The sequence below is a fragment of the Polaribacter sp. IC073 genome (genome assembly GCF_007997075.1).
In the GTDB taxonomy this organism is placed as follows: domain Bacteria; phylum Bacteroidota; class Bacteroidia; order Flavobacteriales; family Flavobacteriaceae; genus Polaribacter.
Genome location: NZ_VORS01000003.1, coordinates 107,954 through 134,352, shown reverse-complemented (window position 1 = coordinate 134,352; position 26,399 = coordinate 107,954). Strand labels below are relative to the sequence as shown.

The following is a 26,399-nucleotide window of genomic DNA, read 5'->3' as shown; positions in this document are numbered from 1 at the left end:
TCGAGAGGTTACAAATTTCACGAACAATAAAGAATGAACTTAAATTTAACAAAACCTATTGTATTTTTCGATTTAGAAACTACAGGCGTAAATATTGCAACAGACAGAATTGTAGAAATTGCTGTTTTAAAAGTGTTTCCTAACGGAAATAAAGAAAGTAAAACGTGGTTGGTAAACCCGGAAATTGAAATACCTCAAGGGTCTATCGATGTTCACGGAATTACCAATGAGAAAGTAGCTTCAGAACCAACTTTTAAAGAGCTAGCACAACAAGTTAGTGAAATGATTGCAGGTTGTGATTTGGCTGGTTTTAATTCTAATAGATTCGATATCCCTCTTTTAGCAGAAGAGTTAATGCGCGCAGGTATCGATTTTAATATGAAAGATAGAAAAGCGATTGACGTGCAAGTAATTTTTCATAAAAAAGAACAAAGAACGTTAGGAGCTGGGTATCAGTTTTACTGCGGAAAAGAATTAGAAGGCGCGCATGGTGCAGAAGCAGACACCAATGCAACGTATGAAATCTTGTTGGCACAACTAGATAAATATAAAGATATAGAGAATTCTGTAGACGCTTTAAGTGAATTTTCTACACACGGAGAAAGAGCCGATTTTGCTGGTTTTATTCTGATGAATGATGAGAAACAAGAAGTTTTCTCTTTCGGAAAATACAAAGGAAGAACCGTAGTAGAGGTATTTAAAGAAAACCCAGGATATCATAACTGGATGCAGAATGCAGATTTTCCGTTGTACACCAAAAAGGTATTGAAAGAGATTAAAGATAGAATGACGGTGCCTAAAAAGAAAATGTCTGACAAAGATAAATTACAGGCTTTGCAGCAGAAATTTAATTTGCGATAGATTTTTTATCATTTCGAAACCAGTCTTTTTAGACGTTTTAGAAATCTAAAAAATGAATCAATTAAAAAAAGTGAAATCATGTTTACAGAATATAAAAATTTACCGAGTAATTCTCGTGTTTGGATTTACCAAGCAGATAGAGAATTTACAAATAAGGATATGGAATTTATTGCTTTAAAGGCAGAAGACTTTATCAACCAATGGACACGTCATGGAGACGATTTAAAAGGTTCGTTTACCATTAAGTACAATCAGTTTTTAGTGTTGGGAGTAGATGAGAGTTTTAACAATGTTTCTGGTTGCTCTATTGATAGTTCTGTTCGTTTTATACAAGCTTTAGAAAAAGAACTTTCTTTAGACTTAATGAATAAAATGAATGTTACTTTTAAAAATGATGAGACGATTAACCTAGTAAAATTACCTGATTTTCAAAGATTTGCGAAAGAGCAGAAAGTAACATTAGAAACTATTGTTTTTAATAACATGGTAGCTACCAAAGAAGAGTTTGAAAAGAATTGGGAAGTTCCGGCCAAAGAAAGCTGGCACAAACGCTTTTTGGTATAACTATTGATTTTAAGATATTGTATTAAGACTGCAGAAAGTTGCGTTAAGGATTGAAACGGCATCCTTTTTAAATTCTTTTTAATTGGCGCTATTATGAGGAAGAATGACGAAGTAATCCGTTTTAGTAAGCAATTACTCTAATTTAGAGACTTGTAGTTTCTGAAGCAGCATTTAAAAAGATATAGTGGAAAGCCTGTTAAAACGCTCAAAAAAAATTGAAAAATTAGCATGAAGAAAAAGATATTATCACTGTTATTAATTGCTATTGTCTACAATTTAGGCGCGCAAAGATTAGATCCGTTAAGAACGAAAGACTTTGTTGCGCAAGAAATTTGGGTAGATAGTATTTTAAGCGCGATGTCTGTAGATGAAAAAATAGGACAGTTGTTTATGATACAAGCCTATTCTAATCTAGATGAAAAACACGAGGATTTTGTTGCTGAAATGATTACAAAATACCATGTTGGTAATTTAATTTTTATGCAAGGAACGCCCAGAAAACAGGCGGAATTAACAAATAGATATCAAGATTCTGCAAAAGTGCCTTTGTTAATTGGTTTTGATGGTGAATGGGGTTTAGACATGCGTTTAAAAGACACGTATCGTTTTCCTTGGAACATGACTTTGGGTGCAATTAGCAATGATTCTTTAGTAACGCAATTTGGAAAACATCTTGGGCAGCATGCTAAAAGAATAGGAATTCACGTCAATTTTGCGCCAGTATTAGATATTAATGTCAATCCAGAGAATCCGATTATTGGAAATCGTTCTTTTGGTGAAGGTAAAGAAAATGTTACCGAAAAAGCAATTGCGTTTATCAAAGGAATGCAAAGTGAAGGTATTTTAGCAAACGGGAAACATTTTCCTGGGCACGGAGATACGGCAGCCGATTCTCATCATACTTTACCGCTGTTAGATTTTGATATAGCGCGCTTAGATTCTATAGAATTGTATCCGTACAAAAAAACCTTTGATGTTGGTTTGGCAAGTGTTATGACGGCACATTTAAACATACCTAGCTTAGAACCAGATCCTAATTTACCAACGTCGCTTTCTAAGAATGTAGTAACTCATTTATTACAAGAGAAGTTAGGTTTTGAGGGCTTAATTATTACAGACGGCTTAAATATGAAAGGTGCAAGTAATTATGCTACTTCTGCACAGATAAATTTAGCGGCCATACAAGCAGGGAATGATTTGTTGTTGATTCCGCAAGATGTGCCAGCTTCAATCGCTATAATTAAACAGGCATTAAATACAAAAACATTAACAGAAGAACGTTTAGATTTTTCTGTAAAAAAGATTTTAAAATCTAAATATTGGGCAGGTTTACAAAATTACAAACCAATTGTTTTAGAGCATATTGAAGCAGATCTAAATAGGATAACAGATGATTTGTTACACAGAGAATTGGTAAAAAACTCTTTAACTTTAGTAAAAAATATTAATAGCAATTTACCGATTAGAGATTTAGAAAAGAGAAAGATTGCTTATGTAAAGTTAGGCGATGCAGAAAATGATTCTTATCTAAATATGCTTAAGAATTATACGAAGGTAGAGGTTGTTTCAGCGAATAACTTAGACGGACTTATGGCAAAATTAAAACCTTATAATTATGTAATTATTGGTTTTCATAAATCGAATCTAAACCCTTGGAAAAGTTATAAGTTTTCAAATAAAGAGTTGGTTTGGTTGCAAGAAATTGCACGAGAAAAGGCAGTAGTTTTAGATGTTTTTACGAGTCCGTATAGTTTGTTACAAATAAAAAGTTTTGCAAATATAGAAGGTTTAATTGTTTCGTATCAGAACAGTAAACTAGCACAAGAAACTTCTGCACAATTGTTATTTGGTGCTTTTACAGCAAAAGGAAAATTGCCAGTTTCTATTGGTACAGAATTTAAAGAAGGTGCAGGTCTTATGAGTTCTAATTTAAGCAGGTTCGAATACACAATACCAGAAGCTGCAGGTATGTCTTCTAAAAAGTTAGCTTTAATAGATGAAATGGCAGGTACTATTATCGGTGAAAAAATGGCACCTGGTTTTCAGGTTTTTGTAGCTAGAAATGGGAAAGTAATTTTAGAGAAAAGTTACGGGCATCATACACATGATAAGAAACTAAAAGTACAAAATTCTGATATTTACGATTTGGCTTCTCTTACTAAAATATTAGCTTCTTTGCCTTTAATGATGAAGGCAGAAGAGGAACATAAAATTCCCTTATCTGCAAGTCTAAGAGATATTTTACCAAGTTTTTCTAATTCCAATAAAGAAACAGTAACCGTTAAAGAGGTGCTTTCTCATTTTGGTAAATTAAAAGCGTGGATTCCTTTTTATGTAGGGACACAAGACAGTGTTACAGGTGAGAATTTATCAAAGTTTTACAGAAAAAAGAAGTCGAATGAATTCAATATTAAGGTTGCCGAGAATCTTTTTATCAATACGAATTACAAAGACAGTATCTATAAATACATAAAAGATGCAGATCAAAGAAAAAGCGATGGGTATAAATACAGCGATTTAGGATATTATATTTTTAAAGAAGCATTAGAACTAAAATACCAAAAACCATTAGAAACATTGGTAGATGAACAGTTTTATAAATCTTTAGGAGCAAACAGAACAACGTATTTACCACTAAAAAAGTTTGCTAGAAATGAAATTGTACCCACAGAATTAGATACGTATTACAGAAACCAATTATTACAAGGTTATGTGCACGATATGGGGGCAGCAATGTTAGGAGGCGTTGGTGGGCATGCAGGTTTATTTGCCAATGCAAATGATGTTGGTAAAATTATGCAAATGTATTTACAAAAAGGTTTTTATGGTGGAAAACGATATTTAAAATCGGAAACCATCGATAAATTTAACCATCGATATTTTTCTGATGAAAAAGTAAGAAGAGGTTTGGGGTTTGATAAGCCACAATTAAATCCGCGTGTAAAATCTACCTGTGGTTGTGTTTCAGACGATAGTTTTGGGCATTCTGGTTTTACAGGAACCTATACTTGGGCAGATCCAAAAAGCGGCCTGGTGTATGTTTTCTTGTCTAACAGAGTGTACCCAAACATGAATAATCGAGGTTTGATTGACAGTAATATGAGAACTAGAATTCAGCAAGTAATTCAAGATGCTATTATAGATTAGAAGCTGTTTTCTGCTTGAAGTTTGTCTTGAGTGAAGTAGAAAGTAACTCGATTTTTTTTTGAGAAAATAGAAAAGAGCTCAAACAAATGCAGCGATGGATACTAAATTTGTTTGCCTGCTTCTGTAAAATCTCTGTACTTTCTAACATTTGTAGGTGCTAGTTTTGCGTAGATTAAAATTAACAAAGCAGAAACAGATAGGTAAAACAAACCCACTAGATTCCCATAATAAACACTTATAATATACGCCTGTAAACAGTAGAAAAAACTGCACATAAAAAGGTTTAAACTAAATCGAAATGTGTCTATAAATTCAATTTCATCAATTTTTTTAGAAGCTTTTTTCCAGAGTAAAAACGGAAAGAGGCTATTTAAAATAATCAAATATAAAAGCGGTTTTAGATCGTTTTTCTTGGGAGGTTTTTTCGAAGGAAATGAATTGCTTTTAATCATTTCATTTACGCTGTCTACTTTTGTAAAATCTACCTGAGCATCATTTAGTTTTTGTAAAATTGTTTCGTACTTCTCATCATCAGGAATATGAACTGAGATTATTTTTAATTGCTCTGTTACTTTATTTTTTAAGATATTAATTGATTTGGCTAACGAGTTTTCTTCAAAAAGAGTTCTTGTGGTAATTGGTTTGCCATAATTTATGGTAACTTTTGCAGGAAAGTGAGAAGGGTGTTGGTAAGTTATTCCTACAGGAATTACGGTAATTTCTAAATCTTTGTGTTTTTCTAAAGCTCCAAATAAAATTCTTGTAAAACCTTTGCTTAAAGGTCTAATTGTTCTTTTTTTATCGTGACTTCCTTCTGGGAAAATCATTAAGGTTTCGCCTTTTTTGAGAATATGATGGCATTTTTTAAAAATTTCTTGATTGTTTGCAAGCTGTTGAATTCCGTCTCTAATTCTATAAATAGGCATTAAATACAGCGACTCTAAGATTTTTTTAACAATCGGATTTTTAAAAGACGCAGCGCGTACTAAAAAATGATTCTGTCTCTTATTCGTTGTGGTAACATACAACGGGTCTACCAATCCGTTTGGGTGATTTACAGCAAATAGAACAGCTCCTTTCTTGGGTATATTTTCTTTACCTAAAACGGTTATTTTTTTACTATAAAAAAACAAACCAAATTTCATGTAACTCCAAACGAGGGTAAACCAAATCTTCTGAATCATAAATTATACTAATTTTATTGTCTTTTTTTTGCGTGGTTTTCTTCCCCAATAAGTTGCTAGAAGAATTCCAGAAAAGACATCCCAAATTCCCCAGAAAGCTGCTAGTAAAGCCATCCCGCCTAAACCATCAAAGAAACCAAAGATTAATAGTAAACCCAGGCCTCCATTTTGTATACCCGTTTCCATTGCAATGGTTTTGGTGTCTTGTTTATTTAATCCAAAACTTTTAGCAGTATAAAAACCGAGAATAAACGCAAAAATATTATGAAAAACCACCAATAATATAACGTGGTGAATATGATTTGAAAATACGTCTAAATTTTGTGAGAAAGCAACAAATATAAGTGCGATAAAAACCAACATAGATAAAGGTTTTAATACTTTTTCTATTTTTCCTGCCATTTTAGAGTGGTAGTGCTTTATGAGCATTCCAAAAAATAATGGAATTCCTAATATTAAAGAAACTAACTTCAATAAATCTACCCAATTTAATTCTACTGTTTCTAAAATAGCATTTGTAGGTTCATAAAGACTTCCCCAAAACTGCAAGTTAAAAGGCGTCATGAAAATACATATTAAGGTCGCAAAAGCAGTTAAGCTAACCGATAATGCAGCATTTCCGCCAGCCATTTTACTAAAAAAATTAGAAACATTTCCGCCAGGGCAAGCGGCTATTAGCATCATTCCTAAAGCAAAACTTGGGTGCGGTTCTATAATTAATATGGCGATAAAAGTAAGTGCAGGTAACAATATAAACTGAGATAAAATACCCACAAAAAGTATTTTAGGTTTTTCTAAAAGGCGTTTAAAATCATTTATAGAAATACCCAAAGCGACACCAAACATAATAATGGCAATTGCAATATTTAAAACCCACAATCCGCTAGCATCGAAGTTTATTTTTATGGAATCTATGTCAATTTGGTTTTGCATTCTTCTTTATTTTGAAATGTCTGGTCGAGCGCAGATGAGATGCTAATTTAGGTTCAACAAGACATTGCTATTTAGTTCTTAAAAGCGTATTCAATAATGTTACACCCCATTTTTAAAGCTTTTTCTCTTACACTTTTAGGGTTGTTGTGTATAATTTCATCTTCCCATCCATCGCTTAAATCGGTTTCATAATCGTAAAAAACAACCAATCTGCCTTCATAGAAAATGCCAAAACCTTGTGCGGTTTTTTTATCGTGTTCATGAATTTTTGGCATTCCGTTGGGGAACTTAAAGGTCTGATTATAAATAGGGTGATCGTTCGGAATTTCTTTAAATTCTAATTTTGGAAAAACTTTTTGTATTTCTTTTCGAATGAATTTATCTAATCCATAATTATCTGAGATGTGTAAAAATCCGCCAGAAATTAAGTAATTTTTAAGGTTTTCTATCTCATCATCAGAAAATAAAATGTTCCCATGACCTGTCATAAAAACCATTGGGAAGTTAAAAATATCTTCATTGCCAACTGCTACTGTCTGCGGATTCTTAGAAATACTTGTTTTAATATTAGTGTTAGCAAAAGCTATCAAATTAGGAATTGCCGTAGGATTTGAATACCAATCCCCACCGCCATTGTATTTTAAGATAGCAACATCTTGTGCGTTAACAATAATAAATATAAAATTAAAGATTAGAAATATATTTTTTTTCATAAAATAAAAAATGTTCGATACCATTTGTATGAAAAATAGAAATTAAACGAACGGATATTTAGTTATTGAAAGCAAGATACTAAATTACTGATTGATAAACGAAACAATATTTACAGCAACTAAAGCAGCCGTTTCTGTGCGCAACCTACTTTCACCTAAAGAAATAGGGATGCATTTTTTAGCTAAGGCTTTTTTTATTTCCTCAATAGAAAAATCACCTTCAGGACCAATTAAAATGGTTGTTTTTTCTGAAGGTTTTACAACGGTTTGTAACACGTTTTTGTCTTGTTCCTCGCAATGTGCAATACAAATTTCTCCTTCAAAATCTTGATTGATAAAGGCATTAAATTTTACAGGAGCATTCAGTTTTGGCAACGTAAATTTTAAAGATTGCTTCATTGCAGACTGCATAATTTTCTCAAACCGTTCTAATTTTACAATTCTACGTTCTGAATTAGAACAAATAATTGGTGTAATTTCATCGATACCAATTTCTGTTGCTTTTTCTAAAAACCATTCGATTCTGTCGTTATTCTTTGTAGGTGCAATTGCAATGTGTAAATAATAATTCCAAGGTTTTGGTTTTTCTTCAGCTTTAATAATTAATGCAGAACATCTTTTATCGTTTGCGAAATTAATTTCAGCATCAAATAAATACCCTTTTCCATTGGTGATTTTTAGAATATCGCCTTCTTTTTTTCTTAAAACACGCACAATGTGTTTGCTCTCAATTTTATCGAAAGTTATTTGTTGTGTTTCAGTAGAAATTTCTGAATTATAAAATAGTTGCATTTTTTAGATTTTATCAGCGTTTTAAACTTGAGTAGTTTTTGTTTACTTCAAACTTAATTACAAGATACTTTTTTTATACGTCCTTCTTCTTTTATGCGTTACAGGATTAAAATTTTCCCATAATTTTTTAATCGCTTCATTGTCTTCTAACTCTGGTGTTCTAATGCAATTTTCGATTCCTAAAGGCGTAAACGTTTTGGTGTATTGATCGAAAATGATTGCATGCACACCTTTATTTTGATAGTCTGGATGCACACCAATCAAGTAGAAAGTAACATCTTTAGAATGCTTTCTTGCTTTTAATAAATGAAACAAGCCAAACGGAAATAACTTCCCTTTCGCTTTTTGTAAAGCTTCAGAAAAAGAAGGCATTACAATGGCAAAAGCAACTACTTTATTGTATTCATCAACTACAAATTTTATATATTCAGGATTGATGAAACTTATATATTTCTTCTTAAAAAAGGCAATTTGAGCATCAGAAATAGGAACAAAAGTAGAAAGTTTAGAATAGGATTTATCAAAAACCTCAAACATTTCATCTACATAAGGCATAATATCTTTTGTCTTTGTAAAATCTAATGCTTTTAGCTTAAAACGTCTTTTTATAATGCTACTAACTCTATCAAAATAAATAGCATCTACATTCTTAAACTTGAATTTATTTTCTAAATATTCTTTCTCCTTTACAAAACCTAATTCCTCTAAATGATCTTTGTAATAAGGATGATTGTACCAAGTAATCATGGTTCCTATATGGTCGAACCCTTCAATTAAAACACCCGTTTTATCTAAATTATTAAAACCAACAGGACCTTCTAAATATTCTAAATTGTTCTCTAGGGCGATTTCTTTTACTTTGTCTAATAATATTTTAGAAACGGCAATGTCATCAATAAAATCGAACCAACCAAAACGCATTTTTTTAATTTGTTGTTTTTCAACTTCAAACCAATTAATAATTGCTACAATTCTACCAACAATTTCTCCGTCTCTAATAGCAACAAAAAACTGTGCGTCTGCGTTCTCAAAAACAGGGTTTTTCTTTGGATCAAAATTATCAACTTCATCTTTAATAATAGGAGGCACCCAATACTTATGGTCTTTGTACAATGAAAAAGGAAATGTAACAAATTGCTTCATTTCCTTTTTATTCGTTATTTTTTTTAGTGTAATCATCTTAAAAAATCAATTCTAATTATTACCAGTTTTTTTCTTTTTCTTACCCTCTTCCTTCATTTCTTCTTCCATCTCTTTTATTTCTCTTTCAAGCTTTTCAATATCGGTTTCCTTTTTCTTTTCTTTTGATTTTTTCTTACCAAACAAGCCAGATACACCGCTACCTTTCTTTTTAGATCTTGTTTTTCTACTTCTCTTTGGTCTAGATCTGCTGTTTTTATCTTTCTTTTTGAAAATATTAAAAATTCTACCAAAGAAACCTGGTTTCCTTTTATTGTATTTTGAAATTGGAGTATCTTTTAATTTGAGTCCATTATCATCTAGCTCTGTATAAGTATCTTCATGCTTATTAATTCTATAAGAAACTCCTAAGCCTGCATAAAAACCTTGTGCTTTCCCCTCAAAAAGTAATCTTCCAGAAGTATTAAGTTGAAAATTTTTGCTGTATAAATACGCAAGCCCTAAACCTAGATTTATATTATTTTGATATTCTTGAAACACCATTTGGTTCTCAAAAAAAGCAGACCATCGGTCGCTAAAATTTTGTGTTGCAGTAATAATGTAAGAGTATTCAGCAAAGTCAGAACCAATATTATCATAATACAGATTGGTAATTACATTAAAATCTCTGGTAAGATTGTGTTGTAATAAAATTCCTGCCTTTGGTGTAACACTTCCTGTCTTATGTATTTCATTTACAAAATCGGTGTTCATGCCTAAATAAACAGCAACAGAAGGAATCAATCGTTTCTTGTCAAACGCATAACGTCTTTTCCAACTTCTAACTTCTTTGGTTTTGTCTTCATATTCTTGTTGATATACTAAGTATTTAGCACCAATTGTCATTCTACTAAATCCGGTTACACTATATTGAGAAGTAAAAACATTTTTAAATGCAACTTTATCTTCTTGATAGGTTACTTGAGCATTCAATTCTAATTTCTCTAAGAACAGACTTGTTCTAAACATAAAGTCTAAACCGAAAGATTCTGGTCTAGAAAACGTAGGTTCTATACTCGTTTTTCTTAGAAATACATTACTTTCAAATTGATAAACGCCCGAACCAACACTATACGGACTTTCAGAAAAACCAGGTTTATTAGAGTTAATTACGTCTGTATATTGTGCGAAAATTGCACTATAACCAACCAAAAAGAATACAATAAAAAGGTCTAATCTACTCACATTCATAGGTAAAGAGAGGGTTTACATTTTAAGTCTAACGTGCTTCACAAACATAGGATAAAAAAGCTATTTTATAAAGCCAAACGCTTCTTTTTTACCTTTAAGAAAGTTTTATAGATTCATAACGCTTCAATTGTACTCAAATTGTTATTTTTGGTATATTATTTAATAATTTTATTTACAAATGGGTTTACTTAAAACAATCTTTTTTCTCGTTTTATCTTATTATGCTTTTAAGTTTTTAGCACGTCTTTTTGCACCTTTTCTAATGAGAAAAGCTGCAGAAACAATTAAGAAAAAAGCAGCACAACAATATGGCGGACAGCAAAAAGAACAGCAACAGCAACAAAAATCTTCTGCAAAAGTGGGAGAAACAATTATAGATAAAAAACCAGACAACCAACAAGAGAGTAGAAAATCTGTTGGTGAATATGTAGATTTTGAAGAAATAGATTAATGGTCGCTAATTGAATACATCAACAAACAAAAAACAATACCAAATTGAAACTTACTAAAATATTTCCTTATCTAGTTGCTATTCTTATTTTTGTATTGGCTGCTATTATTTATTTCCATCCTGTTTTAAAAGGAGAAAAATTAAATCAATCAGACATTACCCAGTTTAGAGGAATGGTGAAAGATATTAATGATTTTAGAGCAGACCATAATGCAGAACCTTATTGGACAGGCGCATCTTTTAGCGGAATGCCGGCATACCAAGTTAGTGCGTACTACCCAAATGATCTTGTTAGAGGTTTAGACCAATTACTTCGTTTTTTACCAAGACCAGCAGATTATACATTCTTATACTTTTTAAGCTTTTTTGTATTGATGATGGCTCTAAAAGTTAATTGGAGATTGGCAATTTTAGGTTCTTTGGCCTTTGGTTTCTCTACTTATTTAATTATTATTTTTGGTGCAGGACATAATGCAAAAGCACACGCAATAGCATACATGCCTTTGGTTTTAGCAGGAGTTCTTTGGATTTTTCAACGAAAATATGTACTCGGTTTTATTGTTACAGGTTTGGCAATGGCTTTAGAAATTTATACGAATCACATTCAAATGACCTATTACTTAGGTTTTTGTTTGTTAATTTTAGGAATTGTAGAATTTATAAATGCGCTGAAAGAAAATAAAATTCAGGTTTTTATAAAACAAGCAGCAGTAATTATTGCCGCAGTTCTTTTGGGTATCGGAGCAAATGCACCACGTTTAATGGCGATGAAAGAGTATGCAGATCATAGTACAAGAGGGAAATCTGAGTTGACCATAAATTTAGATGGTTCTACTAAAGAAATTACAAAAGGATTAGATAAAGCATACATTACACAATACAGTTACGCAAAATTAGAAACTTTTAATTTGTTTATTCCCCGTTTTATGGGCGGAGGAACGGTAGAAGAATTAGGCGAAGACTCTAATTTTTATAAATTTATAGAAGAAAAAGCTGGTAAAAAAGCAGCAGCAGATTATTCTGAACAAGTGTTAACGTATTGGGGAGATCAACCAATTGTAGAAGCACCAGCATACATTGGCGCCGTAATTTTCTTGCTATTTTTCTTAGGAATGTTTTTAGTAAAAGGAAGATTAAAACAATGGTTAGTTGCCGCAACTATTTTCTCTATCGTCTTAAGTTGGGGAAGAAATTTTGAGGTAGTTACTAACTTTTTTATTGATTATATTCCTTTATATAATAAATTTAGAGCAGTTTCATCCATACAAGTTATTGCAGAATTATGTGTCCCGGTTTTAGGCGTTTTAGGTTTAAAAGCGTTCTTCTCATCTAAAATTGAAGCAAAAGAAAAGCAAGAAGCTTTAAAGAAAGCGGTAATTGCCTTTGGCGGATTCATTATTGTTGGTTTCGCATTAGCACACATGTTTGGTACGTTTGAAGGTTTAAGAGACGCACAACAATACAGTGAGATTCCTGGCTTTTTAGATGCAGTGATAGCAGATAGAAAAGCAATGTTATTTTCAGACACCATTCGTTCTTTAATTTTAGTATTGTTATCTGGTGGTGTTTTATGGTTCTTTTTAAAAGGTAAATTAAAATCAACTATCACAATTGTTGCATTAACTGTTTTTATACTTTTCGATTTAGTATCTGTGAATAAAAATTACGTAAATGCAGACGATTTTAAATCTGCTAGAAAAATTGAAAAACCATTTACAGCTTCTGAAGCAGATAAAATGATTTTAGAAGATAAAACACATTATAGAGTGGCCAATTTTTCGGTAGATCCTATGAATGATGGAAGTACTTCTTATTTTCACAATTCAATTGGTGGTTATCACGCAGCTAAATTAGGGCGTTATCAAGAATTATTCGATTTTCAAATAGCGAAGAATAACATGCAAGTTCTAAACATGTTAAATACAAAGTACTTTATTGTGCCAGATGACAAAGGAAAACCGCAAGCACAGCAAAATGATGAAGCAAACGGCAATGTTTGGTTTGTAAACAAATTGATTCCTGTGAAAAACGCAAATGAAGAAATACTTGCGTTAGATTCTTTAAAGACAAAAAGGGCTGCGGTTATTTTAGAAAGCAACTTCAATGTTTCTAATTTTTCAATTGAGAAAGACACCATGGCAAGCATTCAATTGACAGATTATGATGTTACATCGATAACTTATGCGTCTACATCTGAAAAAGCGCAGTTTGCTGTTTTTTCTGAAATTTACTACAAAGAAGGTTGGAATGCATATGTAGATGGTAAATTAACGCCGCATTTTAGAGTAAATTATGTTTTACGTGGAATGGAAATTCCCGCAGGAGAGCATAAAATTGAATTCAAGTTTGAGCCAGAAGTAATTCAAAAAGGAAAAGTAGTTTCTTTAATTTCTTACGGACTGTTATTGTTTGTTTCTGTGGGTTGGTTTTTTTATGATGAGAAAAAGAAGAAGCGAAAATCATGAAAATAGGAATGATTTTAGATGCTCCGTTTCCACCAGATCCTAGAGTAGAAAATGAAGCCGTTTCTTTAGTGCATAACGGACATGAAGTTTTTCTTTTTTGTCTGAAATATGGAGATGAAAAAGTATCTGAAAGCATAAACGGAATTCAAATTAAAAGATATGCTTCTAATAAATTAGAATACAAACTTTCTGCGTTAGCATATACAATTCCTTTGTATTCTTTTTTAATGCAACAAAAAATTTCTAAATTTATTAAAGAAACCAAGATAGAAGCTTTACATATTCATGACATTCGAATTGCGGAAGCAGTCTACAATGCCAATAAAAAAAGAAACCTTCCTGTAGTTTTAGACTTGCATGATAACATGCCAGAAGTAATGAAACTTTATCCTCATTTGCAGAAATTCCCTGGAAAATATATTATTTCGCCACAAAAGTGGAAGCAAAAAGAAGAAGAATTCATAAGAAAAGCAGATAAAGTAATAGCCGTTTCTCCAGAGTTTTTAGAAACTTTGGCAACCAGATTACCTTCAGAAAAAGAAAAATTAGTTTTAGTACCAAACACCATTAGAAAATCATTTTTTGAAGACTATACCGTTGATGAAACGATTCTAGAAAAATATAAAAACAACTTCGTAATTCTTTATTTAGGAGATACACATTTGAGAAGAGGCATACAAACCGCAATTGCTGCATTAACCAAATTAAAAGACAAGATTCCTGAAGTTAAGTTAGTAATTGTTGGTAAGAATACCACAGATACAATACTTAAACAACAAGTAAAAGAGTTGCAATTAGATGCATTTGTAGATTTTGAAGGTTGGCAAAATGTTGCTCTTTTTCAGTCTTATATTTTAGCAAGTGAAATTTGTATTTCTCCGTTACATCGAAATTTACAGCACGATGTTGCCTATGCAAATAAGATTTTTCAATACATGAGTTTCGCAAAACCATTATTGGTAAGTGATGCAATTGCACAAAAAAGACTTGTTGAAAAAGTGGATGCTGGTTTGGTGCATAAAGAAAAAGATGTGAAAGATTTTTCTAATAAAGTTTTAGCTTTATATAAAAGTAAACCACTAAGAATTGAATTAGGAAATAACGGAAAAGAATTTGTACAGCATGAGTTTTGTTGGGAAGAAACCTCTAAAAAACTGATAAAATTATATAACAATCTATATATTTGAAAGTCTTAATAATTACATACTATTGGCCACCAGCAGGAGGGTCTGGCGTACAGCGTTGGTTAAAGTTTGTAAAGTATTTACAAGGTTTTGACATAGAACCTGTTGTGTATACGGTTGATGGTGGTAGTTACCCGAAAGAAGATATTTCGCTTTTAAAGGAAGTTCCTAAAAACATAGAAATTTTAAAACAACCCATCTGGGAACCTACAGCTGTTTTATTTTGGAAGAAAAATAAGGAACAGAAAAAAGGAGTTTCTAATGTTGGTAAAAACGGACTGCTATCTTTTGTTCGTGGAAATTTCTTTATTCCAGATCCGAAAATATTTTGGGTACAACCATCAGTAAAATTTCTTCAAAAATATTTAGATAAAAATGAAATTGATGTAATAATTTCTACAGGTCCGCCACATAGTATGCATTTAATTGCGCAAAAATTACAAAAAAAAAATAATATAAAATGGTTGGCAGATTTTAGAGATCCTTGGTCTAATTTATATTATAATAAAGATTTTAAGCAACTTTCGTTTGCTAAAAATAAGAATCGAAAATTAGAAGCAGCTGTTTTAGAAAATGCAGATTGCGTACTTACGGTTAGTAATTCTCTAAAGGAAGAATTTTTACAAAAAGCAAAGAGAGTAGAAGTAATTACAAATGGTTTTGATGATGAAGTTTTAGCTTCTAAAAGTATAATTTTAGACTCAAAATTCTCTATATCTTATATTGGTTTGTTGCCAAAACAGAGCAATCCGAAGCTCTTCTTTAAAGTATTAAAAGAGCTTTGTACAGAGAATTTAGACTTCAAAAAGGATTTGCAACTCAATTTTATTGGTGATATTTCAGATGAAGTAAAAGAAGCAATAACATCAAATTATTTAGGAGAAAATAGCCGTTTTTTAGGCTATGTTTCACATGATAAGGCAATAGAATATCAGAAAAAAGCGCAAGTATTATTATTGTTAATTCCTAATGTAGAAAATAACAAAGGTATTTTAACTGGAAAATTATTTGAATACTTAACGGCAAAAAGACCCATTTTAGCAATCGGACCAGAAATAGGAGATTTGGCTACAATTTTAGAAGAAACAAATGCTGGTGTTGTTGTGAATTTTGATAATGAAGAGAGGTTAAAATTAGAAATATCCCTAATCTATCAAAAATATAAGACAAATAAATTGACTGTAAGTTCTATTAATATTCAAAAATACCATAGAAAAGAGCTTACAAAAAACTTAGCTTTTATATTAAAAAGTTTAAATTCGTAGCATGGGAATTGTATTAAAGCAATCGTTAAAAAACACTTTTTTTATATATTTAGGTTTTGCTTTTGGCGGAATAAATACCTTGTTTTTATACACTCGTTTTTTAGAGGATGAATATTATGGTTTGGTTACCTTTTTATTATCTACCTCTAATTTGTTAATGCCGTTAATTGCGTTAGGAATTCATCATACAATTGTAAAGTTTTTCTCTGGTTATTTTACCAAATTAGAGAAAGATCGTTTTTTATCTTCAGTACTATTTTTACCCTTATTCATCGCAATTCCTATTGCGTATTTTGGCAATATGTTCTACGAAGAAATAGGAGATTATTTGTCAGAAGAAAATCCTATTATTAAAAATTATACAGTTGTTATCTACTTAATTGCGGTTGCTTGTGCTTATTTTGAGATTTTTTATTCGTGGGCAAAAGTTCATTTTCAAACTGTTTTTGGCAATATCTTAAAAGAATTATGGAACAGAGTAGTGGTAATGATTTTACTATTTGCTGTTTATTTTGAGTTTATTACAAAATCTGAATTTATTTATTATTTAACAGGAGCCTATTTTTTACGAATGCTTATCATGATGTTTTATGCACTAAAACTATACGTTCCTAAATTTACATTTTCTAAACCAGAAAACTATAAAGAAGTTTTACGTTTTTCTGGATACATTATTTTAGCAGGAAGTGCAGGCGCTATAATTTTAGATATTGATAAATTTATGATTCCCGGTAAAGAAACGTTGGCAATTGCTGCTTATTATTCTGTAGCTGTTTTTATTGGGTCTTTTATTGAAGCACCTAGTAGAGCAATGTTAAACATTTTGCAGCCATTAACATCCAAAACTTTAAATGAAGAAAACCATAAAGAAGTAGCTTCTTTATATAAAAAGAGTTCTATAAATTTATTATTAATTAGTGGTCTTTTCTTTGTGTTGATCAATACAAATGTGCATCAATTATTTAATTTATTACCTAAAGAATATGCTGGTGGAGCGCTTGTTGTTTTAATGATTTCTTTCTTAAAAATGTACAATGGTTTTTTAGGAAATAATGGGGCAATTATCAATAATTCTAAGTTTTATAGGATAACTTTACCTATTGGTGTTTTAATGGCAGTTTCTGTTTATCTTTTAAACAAACTTTTTTATTATGAGTTAGATATGGGTACAGATGGTTTAGCATTAGCTACATTAATAGTCATTTTCTGCGCTAATACCTTTAAATTATACTTTGTTAAAAAGAAGTTTTCTATTACTCCGTTTACAAATAAAACAGTTAAAATGATTGCTATTATTGCTGTTTTATACATGGCTTTTAATTTTTGGGATTTTCCGATTGATAATATATATATCTGGGACTTTCCGGTACACCCAATTCTAAATATTGCGTTAAAAAGTATTTTAATTGTGGTTGCATATATCTTTCTAATATTTAAGTTGAATATCTCTACAGAGTTAGACAACCTTCTTAAAAAGTACTATAAATAGCAATCGATACAATCTGTAAGCATGTGAAAAAGCAAAGCAATACAGAGTACTCTTGTTTTTTTGAAAAATAAACCGATACCATAAATTCCCATTGCGATATAAGAATGTAGCGGATGAAAATTAATACTACACCTATTAGTTGCAAAAATTGGGTTTGCCAATAAATGGTCTAAATCTACCAACATCGAAAGCAGAAATATTGCATATACTGTTTTCCATTTTTCTCTAAAAAAAAGGACTGAAATTAACAGAGGAATAACAAAATGTAGGCCGTAATGAATGAAGAATTTAAAACTCATAAGCATAAAAATAATGAAGTGTCCTTAGATTTCAAATATATAAGATTCCTTTAATAAAAAAAATAATACGTTCTATTTAGAATATATTTCTTTCCTTATTCTACTTAATTGAACTGGTGATATATTTAAATAAGATGCAATATGATATTGGGGAATGAGGTTTTCTATTTCAGGAATTTGTTTTTTTAATTTTAAATAGCGGGCTGTACCGTTTAGTAGAGATAAATCGTAAATTTTAGCTTCAAAGGTTAGAGTTACTTTAGTTAATATGGTATTATAAAACATTGAAAAGCCATGATTTTGTTTCGTAAGATCAATAAAGCTTTCGAAATTAACAACATAAATTTCGCAATCTGTTAAACAGTCGTAATATAGTTTTGTAGGTTCGCCGGTTAGCAACGCACCAACGTCTCCGGTAGTTTCCATCTTTGTAAAAAGATTTCTTATATGTGTTTTTCCAGTTTCATCTATATAGTAAGATCGAACAACACCAGATTTTAAGATGTAAAAACTAGTTGCGGTTTCACCAACTTTACTTAAAAACTCTTTTTTTTGAAAATGTTTTAAGGTTGTTGCTTTAATAAATTTTTTTGAAGATTCATCATCAATATAATTTTGATTATCAATGAATTTTTTAAAAATTTCCATGTTTTTTAGATAGAGAAAGTTATAAGTATAAAAATATTAAAAATAATTTAATATTTTTATAAAAGCTTAAAAACTATTGTTAATAGCTTTAAATAAAGCTGATATAAATGAATTTTTTGAGATGATTTTAATGTTTTTTGCTGCTTACAAAGTGTTTTGAGTTGATTACTTATTTTCTAAATAAGTAATCGCATTTGGGCCTTCCATAAAAAGTAGGTCTAAAATTGATAAATTAGGAATAAAACCATGCTTGTCATCAAACATTTGAATGTACTTATCAACCAATATCTCTGGTTGATTTTTTACTTCTGCTAAATCTCTATAATCTTTGTTATCTGTTTCTGTAGTGTAAATAGTTGTTTTTTTAAAAGCAGTATTTATTTGTAAAGCTTCAGAAATAAATAAGAAAGTATCAATATTTATATCTTGTAAAAACGTGTATTCCTTTTCGAAAATAGGAGCCATGTCATCTACATAGAATTCAAAAAAAGGTGAATTTCTATAAGCCGTTTTTAAAGACTTAAAATGTTGATCTTGCCAAGGTGTTGCATTTTCTACAAGCGTATCTTTTGTCTTCTTTCTGCCAGAAGTAACAGGGTGTTTCACGGGAATATTTAACAACTGCTTTCCGTTTGTATTAGAAATATAACATCTATTTCTAAAGCTCTGTTTCTGAAAATTATCATCCATTTCAAAACGCACTTCTTCAGAATTTATAATTTCTGAATACTGTGAAATAGGAGAAAAATAAGTAGGTATAAATAACGCCATTGTTATTTTTTAGTAGCCTTTTTCTTTCCTTTAAAAACGCTATAACCAATATATAATGCAATTAAACCAAACACTAAATATCTATAAGATACAGGTGCTCCGTCGCCACCAACTGTGCTAAAGATTCTGTTCCAACGAATCGATTTCAATTTCTCGCCAAAACTTGCAGCATTTGCATCCCAACTCCACCAAATGAGTACAGGTTTTCCTAAAACATGATCAAAAGGAACATATCCCCAATAACGCGCATCTAAAGAATTATGCCTGTTATCTCCCATCAACCAATAATAATCTTGCTTAAAAGTATAAGAATCTGCTTTTTCTCCGTTGATAAAAATAGCATCCCCAACAATGGCCAAATCATTATTTTCATAATTTTTAATAATTTGCTTGTAGTAAGGTAAAGTTGCTGCATCTAACTTTACAGTTGCTCCTGCTTTAGGAATATAAATTGGGCCAAAATTATCTTGACTCCATTGATTGCTTTCAATATGCGGAAAAATTGAATTGTCTGCACCAAAATTTAATTTCTTTACAGAAACGGTTTGAGGCTGTTTTTTTAAGAGAATCGCTTCATCTTCTGTTAAATTAATATTTATTTTATTGGAAACAGATTCCATTTTTAAACGTCTAGCAAACTCAGGATTTATACCTCCAGCAACTTCTGTATATAAAGAATCTGAACTAATTTTAGATAAGTTTCCATTTTGTTTTATTGCTTCTTGTACTTTAGAATTATTCCAATATTCAGATAAAATTCTATAGACACCGGTTCTTTCTTTTTTGATTAAAAATTCAGGAAAAGTATTGCTATCTATGGTCGATTTTGCTTCATAGGTATAATAAAACTGAATTTTAGCTCTGTCTGGAAGTTCGTTTTTCTTTCCGTTTATGTAAACGTAACCATCTCTCAATTCTAAAGAATCTCCAGCAATACCTACAGAACGTTTTACATAATTCGTTTTTTTATCTACGGGTTTATATGTGAATTTACCAGAAGTATCTCCCCACATAGTTGCTAGGGTGTCTGCTGGCCAATTAAAACAAACAATGTCATTGTTTTTTATATTTTGTAAACCAGGTAATCTTGTATACGGTAATTGAGGTTTTTTTAAGTAAGAAGGCGATTTTGTAAGCGGAATAGAATCGTGCACCATAGGTAACGCAATTACTGTAGAGGGTACTCTAGCACCATAATGAAACTTACTTACAAACAAATAATCTCCTACTAATAAAGATTTCTCTAAAGACGAAGTTGGTATTGTAAACGGTTGCATAAAATAGGTGTGCACCAAAGTTGCAGCAATAATAGCAAAAGTGATAGAACTTACCCATTCGCCAAATTCAGAACGAGGTTTTAAACTTCTTTCTGCATTGTATTCTGCATCGGTTGTATAGTTAATGTAAAAAATATACAAACCTAAAGTAAGAATTACTAAAAGTGAATCTAATTTTTTGTAAAAGCCAAAAGTTCTAATAGTTTCAATCCAAATTACCGGAAACATTAATAAGTTTACAACCGGAATGAATAATAAAATTACCCACCATTTTGGTCTATTTATAATCTGCATTAAGATAATACCATTATAAATAGGAATTGCAGCTTCCCATGCTTTTCTACCTGCTTTTACATATAATTTCCAAGTTCCTAAAAAATGTAGTACTTGAATTACTAGAAAAAAGATAAACCATTCAGTAAAATTCATAATTTTTATTTTGATGTCTGGTCGAGTGCAGTCGAGACCTTGTATTTTGTAATTGAGACTAAAACTCTCGATTGCACTCGAGAAGATAAATTATAACTTAGTTTGTAGTCTTTTTATTAATTTGTTACCGTTTTTAACTGATGTTTAACACATCTTTCATATTGAAAACGCCTGTTTTACCAAGAATCCATTCGGCTGCAACAACAGCGCCTAAAGCAAATCCTTTTCTACTATGAGCAGTGTGTTTAATTTCTATTGAATCAACTTCAGAATCATACCAAACCGTATGCGTTCCTGGTACTTCAGGAATTCTTTTAGCAACAATTGGTATATTTCCTTCGGATGCATCTTCCCCTAATTCCCAGTTTTTTTTAGAAGAATTTTTTATAATTCCATTTGCTAAAGTAATTGCTGTACCACTTGGTGCATCTAGTTTTTTAGTATGATGAATTTCTTCCATAGAAATGTTGTAATCTTCTAAGGTGTTCATCATTTTAGCCAGTTGCTTGTTCAATTCAAAAAAGATATTTACACCCAAACTAAAATTAGAAGCATAAATAAAAGCCCCTTTTTCTTTTTCACAAAGTGCAATAGCATCTTGGTGTTTGTCTAACCATCCAGTAGTACCAGAAATTACAGGAACCTTATTCTTAATACAGTTAGAAATATTTTTATATGCGGATGTTGGCACACTAAAATCGATAGCAACATCTGCTAAAGTAATGTCAATAATAGTATCAACATCTTTTTTTATGACAATTTCATGACCTCTAGAAATTGCAATTTTCTCAATTTCTTTCCCCATTCTTCCGTAACCTAATAATGCAATTTTCATTTTAAAAAGTATATTTTAGTGTAAAACCAACTTTGGGAGCGTCAAAAATTAGTGGATCTTGAACAAAAGTAGGTCTGAGAGACAGATTATCATCTGTATTAAACTGTAATAAATGTGCATTTACACTTGCTTCTACAATTTGCAAAACGTACAAAATTACACCCCACATGATAGACAAATCTCTGTTTTCTCTTAATTGTTCTTGTGCTCTTTCTAGGGTTTCTAAAGAGACAGAAACAACGCCCAAGTCATCTGTAAACTCATCCTGAAAACCTGTTTTTCTTAATTTATAAGCTGTTCTGTAACGTTTGTATTCGCTATTATTTGTTAAATAGAAATACGTTGGTGCCGCTAATGCGCCCCAAACAATTGGCGCTTTCCAATATTTTCCATTATAAATTTGTCCCATTCCAGGGAAAATTGCAGAATAAAAGGCAGCTTTAGAAGGTGCTAATGGTTTGTAAATACCTTCTTGCACAAATAATTTTTCTTTCTTTTTTACTTTTATAGAATCTTTCTGACTAAAAAGGTTCAAAGAGAAAAATAAGATCGAAAACAGGAATATGATTTTTTTTGAAATCACTTATTTTAATAAATTTTTTATGCGGTTAAAATCTTCTTCAGAATGAAAAGGAATTGAAATTTTCCCTTTTCCATTTGTACTTACAGAAACGTCTACTTTGTGACCAAAGTATGCACTCATATCTTTTAAACTGTTTTTAACAAACGGCGGTACTGTTTTTTTCTTTGGTTTGGCAATGGTACCTGTTTTTAAGCTCTTTACTAAATCTTCCGTTTGTCTTACAGACAATTTATCACGCAATATTTTTTCATAAATAGCCAATTGATCTTCTGTATTATCTACATTAATCATTGCACGACCATGTCCCATAGAAATAAAACCATCTCTCATTCCTGTTTGTAAAATAGGATCTAATTTTAACAAACGTAAATAATTGGTTACTGTAGATCTTTTTTTACCAACTCTTGTACTTAATTCTTCTTGTGTTAATTTAATTTCATCAATTAAACGTTGGTAAGAAAGTGCAACTTCTATGGGGTCTAAATTTTTACGCTGAATGTTTTCTACCAAGGCCATTTCTAGCATTTCTTGGTCATTCGCTAATCTAATATATGCGGGTATGGTTTCTTTTCCTATTAATTTTGAAGCTCTAAATCTACGTTCTCCAGAAACTAATTGGAATTTATTTCCTTCTAACTTACGAACTGTAATTGGTTGAATTACACCTAGTTCTTTAATAGAACTAGCGAGTTCTCTTAAGGCTTCTTCGTCAAAATATGTTCTTGGTTGAAATGGGTTTTCTTCAATTACGCCTAATTCTAGGTCTATAATGTTACCTACTAATTTATCTGCATTTTTATCGGTTGCAGAATTAATATTGGGAGCATCTTGTAATAAAGCAGATAATCCTCTACCTAAAGCTTGTTTTTTTGTTGCTTTTGCCATTTTACGAATTCTTTTTTAATAATTCTTGGGCTAAATTTAAGTAATTTACGGCACCTTTACTAGTTGCATCGTACGCAATAATGCTTTCACCATAACTTGGTGCTTCTCCTAAACGTGTATTTCTTCTAATAATGGTATCAAAAACCATCGAAGAGAAATGTTTTCTAACTTCATCTACCACTTGATTAGAAAGACGTAAACGAGAATCGAACATTGTTAATAAAAGGCCTTCGATATCTAAATCTGCATTGTGAATCTTTTGAATACTTTTTATCGTATTTAATAATTTTCCTAAACCTTCTAATGCAAAATATTCACATTGAATAGGAATAATTACAGAATCTGCAGCAACTAAAGAATTTAAAGTGATTAAACCTAAAGAGGGCGCACAATCTATTATAATATAGTCATACTCTTCTTTAATTTCTTTCAATGCTTTTTTAAGCATGTATTCTCTGTCTTCTTTATCTACCAATTCTATTTCAATAGCGACTAGATCGATATGTGCAGGAATAATATCAACATTGGGCGAAGCTGTTTTTATAATTGCATCTTTTGCAGAAAGAGAATGTTCTAAAACGTGGTAGGTTCCACCTTCTACAGCATCAACATCTATTCCTAAGCCAGAAGAGGCATTTGCCTGTGGGTCTGCATCTATTAACAATACTTTCTTTTCTAAAACACCTAAAGAGGCTGCTAGATTTATGCTTGTAGTCGTTTTACCAACGCCACCTTTTTGATTTGCTATTGCAATGATTTTGCCCATGAAAATTTGTTGATTTTTCTAAATGTAAAATTACATTTTTTTATGATTTTTAGAAGCTAAAGATGTTAACAAAAGAATAAAGTTTTAAAAAGCTAACTGTTAGTTTTTTAGGTGATTTATTTGTTTGGTTTTTCACAAAATACGGCATAAAAAAACCGAAGAAAATCTTCGGTTTTAAGCTTTTATAAATTGATTATTTTTTTGGAATATTCTTTAGAATTTCTATTAAAAATTTCCAGAATTTCTGTGTAGATATAATTCCTGCACGTTCGTCTGGTGAATGTGCTCCTCTAATAGTTGGGCCAAATGAAACCATGTCCATTTCTGTGTAATTTTGTCCTAGAATACCACACTCTAAACCTGCATGACAAGCAGCAACTTGCGCTTTCTCACCATGTAAGTTTTCATATAAGTTAGCAACTACATCTAAAATTTCTGAATTTACATTTGGTTGCCAACCAGGATACTCACCAGACAACTCAACGTCAAAACCAGACAATTCGAAAGCTGCTTTTAATGAATTTGCTAAATCTATTTTATTTGTTTCAGAAGAAGAACGCGTTAAACAACCAATTTTAATTGCGCCATCTTTAACAATGATTCTGGCAATATTATTAGAGGTTTCTACTAAGTCTTCAATATCCGGACTCATTCTATACACACCATTTAATGCAGCGTAAACAGATTTTACAAGACCTTCTTGTACGCCTAATTCCATCACTTTTTCTGGAAGTGAAGTTTCGGTAAGCACAATATTTAAATTACTTTCTAATGTAGATAATTCTTCTTTTATTGTATTGATAAGTAGATTTGTCTCAAACAAAAAAGCTTCTTTAGAAACGGCATCTATAGAGACTAAAGCAACACTTTCTCTTGGAATTGCGTTACGCAAGCTACCACCATTAATTTCAGAAACTCTTAAACCAAAATTTGTAAATCCATCAAATAACAAACGATTCATTATTTTATTGGCATTTCCTAAACCTTTTATAATGTCCATTCCAGAATGTCCACCATTTAAACCTTGTACAGAGATAGAATATCCCAGAGAGTTTTCAGAAACAGGTTCTTCTTTGTAGTTTCTTCTTGCTGTTACATCAACACCACCAGCACAACCCATGCCAATTTCATCATCTTCTTCTGTATCTAAATTAAGAAGAATTTCGCCTTTTAAAACGCCAGCTTCTAAACCCATTGCACCCGTCATACCTGTTTCTTCATCAATAGTAAACAACGCTTCTAAACTTGGGTGCTCAATTTCTGTAGAAGCTAAAACAGCCATAATTGCCGCAACTCCTAAACCATTATCCGCACCTAGAGTAGTGCCATCTGCAGTTACCCAATCTCCATCAATTAACATTTTAATCCCTTCTGTATCAAAGTCGAAATCTGTGTCTGCGTTTTTCTGATGAACCATGTCTAAATGACTTTGCAGAACTACTGTTTTTCTGTCTTCTAAGCCTTTTGTAGCTTGCTTTTTGATAATAACATTACCAACGTTGTCTACAAAAGTTTCTAAATTTAGGTTTTTACCAAAGTTGACCATAAACTCAATAACCCGTTCTTCTTTTTTTGAAGGACGAGGAACTGCATTTAAATCTGCAAACATATTCCAAACTTCTTTCGGTGCTAAATTTCTTATTGCTGAACTCATTTTCTGATTTTTTTATAGCAGTAAACTGCTGTTTTTAATTAGAATCCAAACAAGGCTTTTAAACCATGTTTAGGTTACGGTTTTTATTACAAATAGGTGGTAAAGTTACTGTATTTCGATAATAGTATCTGTTAGATTTTCCCTAACTTTTGGTAAATCTTTCATATAATCATCTGCGGCTCTAAAACCTACTGGCATTACTAATACCGATTTTAAATTGTGCTTTTTCAAATCTAAAATTTCATCATATTTTTCTGAGGTGAAACCTTTCATAGGGCAAGAATCTATTTCTTGTGAAGCACAAACCGTAAGTAAATTACCAAGTGCGATATATGCTTGGTTTTCATTCGAAATTAATAATTCTTCTTGTGTTTTTTGTGCTATTTCCGCAGTTAAAAATTTTTTAAACGGAGTCATTATTTCGTCTGGTGTATTTCTAATCCTCTTCACTAAGTTGAAATAATTTTCTACTTCTTTAATACTGTAATAGTCTTTAACACAGATAACTAATAGGTGAGAAGCTTGCAGTACTTGGGGTTGGCGACCAGAAAAGGCAACCAATTTTTCTTGAATTTCTTTGTTTTTAACAATAACTAATTTTAGAGGTTGCAAGCCATAATAAGTTGCCGTTAAATTAAAAGCTTCTTTTAGAATTTGAATTTGTGCTTCTGAAAGTTCTTTATTTGTATCGAATTTTTTAACAGCATAGCGCCATTTTAAACTATCTATAATATTCATTTATGCTTTTTTAAAGTGCAAAAATAAGGGAATATTATTATTTTATGGTGTGTTGTTAATTATATAAACTGATAGAAGTATCAATTTTTTTGTATT

At 31.1% G+C, this 26,399-nt stretch carries 24 protein-coding genes; 8 read left to right on the top strand and 16 right to left on the bottom strand.

Translation table 11 applies throughout. The features are described 5' to 3' along the window. Positions 1-33: 33 nt before the first annotated feature. The 3 genes from ES045_RS05830 to ES045_RS05820 all read left to right on the top strand — a co-directional run bounded on the left by ES045_RS05830 (position 34) and on the right by ES045_RS05820 (position 4,572). Complete coding sequence (locus ES045_RS05830; protein ID WP_147113832.1) at positions 34-861, top strand: 3'-5' exonuclease; 828 nt, start codon at positions 34-36, stop codon at positions 859-861. Between the two features lie 78 nt (positions 862-939). Further along, a complete protein-coding gene (locus tag ES045_RS05825) occupies positions 940-1,425 on the top strand; it encodes an ABC transporter ATPase (protein WP_147113829.1) in 486 nt (161 codons plus the stop codon). A 228-nt stretch (positions 1,426-1,653) separates the two neighbouring features. Beyond that, the gene (locus ES045_RS05820; RefSeq protein WP_147113826.1) at positions 1,654-4,572 is read left to right on the top strand and encodes a glycoside hydrolase family 3 N-terminal domain-containing protein; all 2,919 of its coding nucleotides are present in this window, start codon (positions 1,654-1,656) and stop codon (positions 4,570-4,572) included. A 101-nt stretch (positions 4,573-4,673) separates the two neighbouring features. Here ES045_RS05820 and ES045_RS05815 read toward each other — a convergent pair whose 3' ends face one another. The 6 genes from ES045_RS05815 to ES045_RS05790 all read right to left on the bottom strand — a co-directional run bounded on the left by ES045_RS05815 (position 4,674) and on the right by ES045_RS05790 (position 10,564). Beyond that, entirely contained in the window at positions 4,674-5,756 is a 1,083-nt protein-coding gene (locus ES045_RS05815) for a lysophospholipid acyltransferase family protein (protein ID WP_147113823.1), read from the bottom strand. Positions 5,757-5,759: 3 nt separating this feature from the next. Next, on the bottom strand, positions 5,760-6,689 hold the full coding sequence (locus ES045_RS05810; RefSeq protein WP_147113820.1) for a bile acid:sodium symporter family protein: 930 nt from the start codon (positions 6,687-6,689) through the stop codon (positions 5,760-5,762). A gap of 71 nt (positions 6,690-6,760) precedes the next feature. Next, positions 6,761-7,402 carry a DUF4159 domain-containing protein gene (locus ES045_RS05805; RefSeq protein WP_147113817.1) on the bottom strand — a complete coding sequence of 214 codons (642 nt, stop codon included), beginning with the start codon at positions 7,400-7,402 and terminating at the stop codon, positions 6,761-6,763. A gap of 84 nt (positions 7,403-7,486) precedes the next feature. Continuing rightward, on the bottom strand, positions 7,487-8,194 hold the full coding sequence (locus ES045_RS05800) for a 16S rRNA (uracil(1498)-N(3))-methyltransferase (protein ID WP_147113814.1): 708 nt from the start codon (positions 8,192-8,194) through the stop codon (positions 7,487-7,489). 57 nt (positions 8,195-8,251) lie between these two features. Then, a complete protein-coding gene (locus ES045_RS05795) occupies positions 8,252-9,373 on the bottom strand; it encodes a GNAT family N-acetyltransferase (RefSeq protein ID WP_147113811.1) in 1,122 nt (373 codons plus the stop codon). A gap of 15 nt (positions 9,374-9,388) precedes the next feature. After that, entirely contained in the window at positions 9,389-10,564 is a 1,176-nt protein-coding gene (locus ES045_RS05790) for a transporter (protein WP_147113808.1), read from the bottom strand. Between the two features lie 178 nt (positions 10,565-10,742). Between ES045_RS05790 and ES045_RS05785 the strand changes: the two genes are divergently transcribed. From ES045_RS05785 to ES045_RS05765, 5 genes are read left to right on the top strand one after another with little or no spacing between them, the layout of a single operon-like run. Then, positions 10,743-11,015, top strand: a complete 273-nt coding sequence (locus ES045_RS05785; protein WP_147113805.1) for a DUF4834 family protein — start codon at positions 10,743-10,745, stop codon at positions 11,013-11,015. Between the two features lie 44 nt (positions 11,016-11,059). Then, positions 11,060-13,480: a YfhO family protein gene (locus ES045_RS05780; RefSeq protein WP_147113802.1), complete on the top strand. Its 2,421-nt coding sequence runs from the start codon at positions 11,060-11,062 to the stop codon at positions 13,478-13,480. Then, a complete protein-coding gene (locus ES045_RS05775) occupies positions 13,477-14,667 on the top strand; it encodes a glycosyltransferase family 4 protein (RefSeq protein ID WP_147113800.1) in 1,191 nt (396 codons plus the stop codon). The genes ES045_RS05780 and ES045_RS05775 overlap by 4 nt, the downstream gene beginning before the upstream one ends. After that, entirely contained in the window at positions 14,664-15,929 is a 1,266-nt protein-coding gene (locus tag ES045_RS05770; protein ID WP_147113797.1) for a glycosyltransferase family 4 protein, read from the top strand. The genes ES045_RS05775 and ES045_RS05770 overlap by 4 nt, the downstream gene beginning before the upstream one ends. Position 15,930: 1 nt before the next feature. Further along, on the top strand, positions 15,931-17,418 hold the full coding sequence (locus ES045_RS05765) for a lipopolysaccharide biosynthesis protein (RefSeq protein WP_147113793.1): 1,488 nt from the start codon (positions 15,931-15,933) through the stop codon (positions 17,416-17,418). On the opposite strand, the gene ES045_RS05760 is transcribed toward ES045_RS05765, so the two are convergent. The 10 genes from ES045_RS05760 to ES045_RS05715 all read right to left on the bottom strand — a co-directional run bounded on the left by ES045_RS05760 (position 17,409) and on the right by ES045_RS05715 (position 26,303). Then, entirely contained in the window at positions 17,409-17,717 is a 309-nt protein-coding gene (locus tag ES045_RS05760; protein ID WP_147113790.1) for a DUF6122 family protein, read from the bottom strand. The two genes, ES045_RS05765 and ES045_RS05760, sit on opposite strands and share 10 nt — an antisense overlap. 72 nt (positions 17,718-17,789) lie before the next feature. Continuing rightward, positions 17,790-18,365 (bottom strand): Crp/Fnr family transcriptional regulator, encoded by a 576-nt coding sequence (locus ES045_RS05755; protein WP_147113787.1) that lies wholly within the window; start codon positions 18,363-18,365, stop codon positions 17,790-17,792. Positions 18,366-18,530: 165 nt separating this feature from the next. Next, positions 18,531-19,136 carry a WbqC family protein gene (locus tag ES045_RS05750; RefSeq protein ID WP_147113784.1) on the bottom strand — a complete coding sequence of 202 codons (606 nt, stop codon included), beginning with the start codon at positions 19,134-19,136 and terminating at the stop codon, positions 18,531-18,533. Positions 19,137-19,138: 2 nt separating this feature from the next. Beyond that, complete coding sequence (gene lepB / locus ES045_RS05745; protein WP_147113782.1) at positions 19,139-20,842, bottom strand: signal peptidase I; 1,704 nt, start codon at positions 20,840-20,842, stop codon at positions 19,139-19,141. Positions 20,843-20,975: 133 nt separating this feature from the next. Further along, positions 20,976-21,677, bottom strand: a complete 702-nt coding sequence (gene dapB, locus ES045_RS05740) for a 4-hydroxy-tetrahydrodipicolinate reductase (RefSeq protein WP_147113779.1) — start codon at positions 21,675-21,677, stop codon at positions 20,976-20,978. A 1-nt stretch (position 21,678) separates the two neighbouring features. Continuing rightward, positions 21,679-22,260, bottom strand: coding sequence for a DUF5683 domain-containing protein (locus ES045_RS05735; RefSeq protein ID WP_147113776.1), 582 nt, complete (start codon positions 22,258-22,260; stop codon positions 21,679-21,681). Further along, positions 22,261-23,145 carry a ParB/RepB/Spo0J family partition protein gene (locus tag ES045_RS05730; protein WP_147113774.1) on the bottom strand — a complete coding sequence of 295 codons (885 nt, stop codon included), beginning with the start codon at positions 23,143-23,145 and terminating at the stop codon, positions 22,261-22,263. A gap of 1 nt (position 23,146) precedes the next feature. Further along, complete coding sequence (locus tag ES045_RS05725; protein ID WP_147113771.1) at positions 23,147-23,911, bottom strand: ParA family protein; 765 nt, start codon at positions 23,909-23,911, stop codon at positions 23,147-23,149. Between the two features lie 193 nt (positions 23,912-24,104). Continuing rightward, complete coding sequence (locus ES045_RS05720; RefSeq protein ID WP_147113767.1) at positions 24,105-25,565, bottom strand: aminoacyl-histidine dipeptidase; 1,461 nt, start codon at positions 25,563-25,565, stop codon at positions 24,105-24,107. Positions 25,566-25,670: 105 nt separating this feature from the next. After that, on the bottom strand, positions 25,671-26,303 hold the full coding sequence (locus ES045_RS05715) for an NAD(P)H-dependent oxidoreductase (RefSeq protein ID WP_147113764.1): 633 nt from the start codon (positions 26,301-26,303) through the stop codon (positions 25,671-25,673). Between the last annotated feature and the right edge of the window lie 96 nt (positions 26,304-26,399).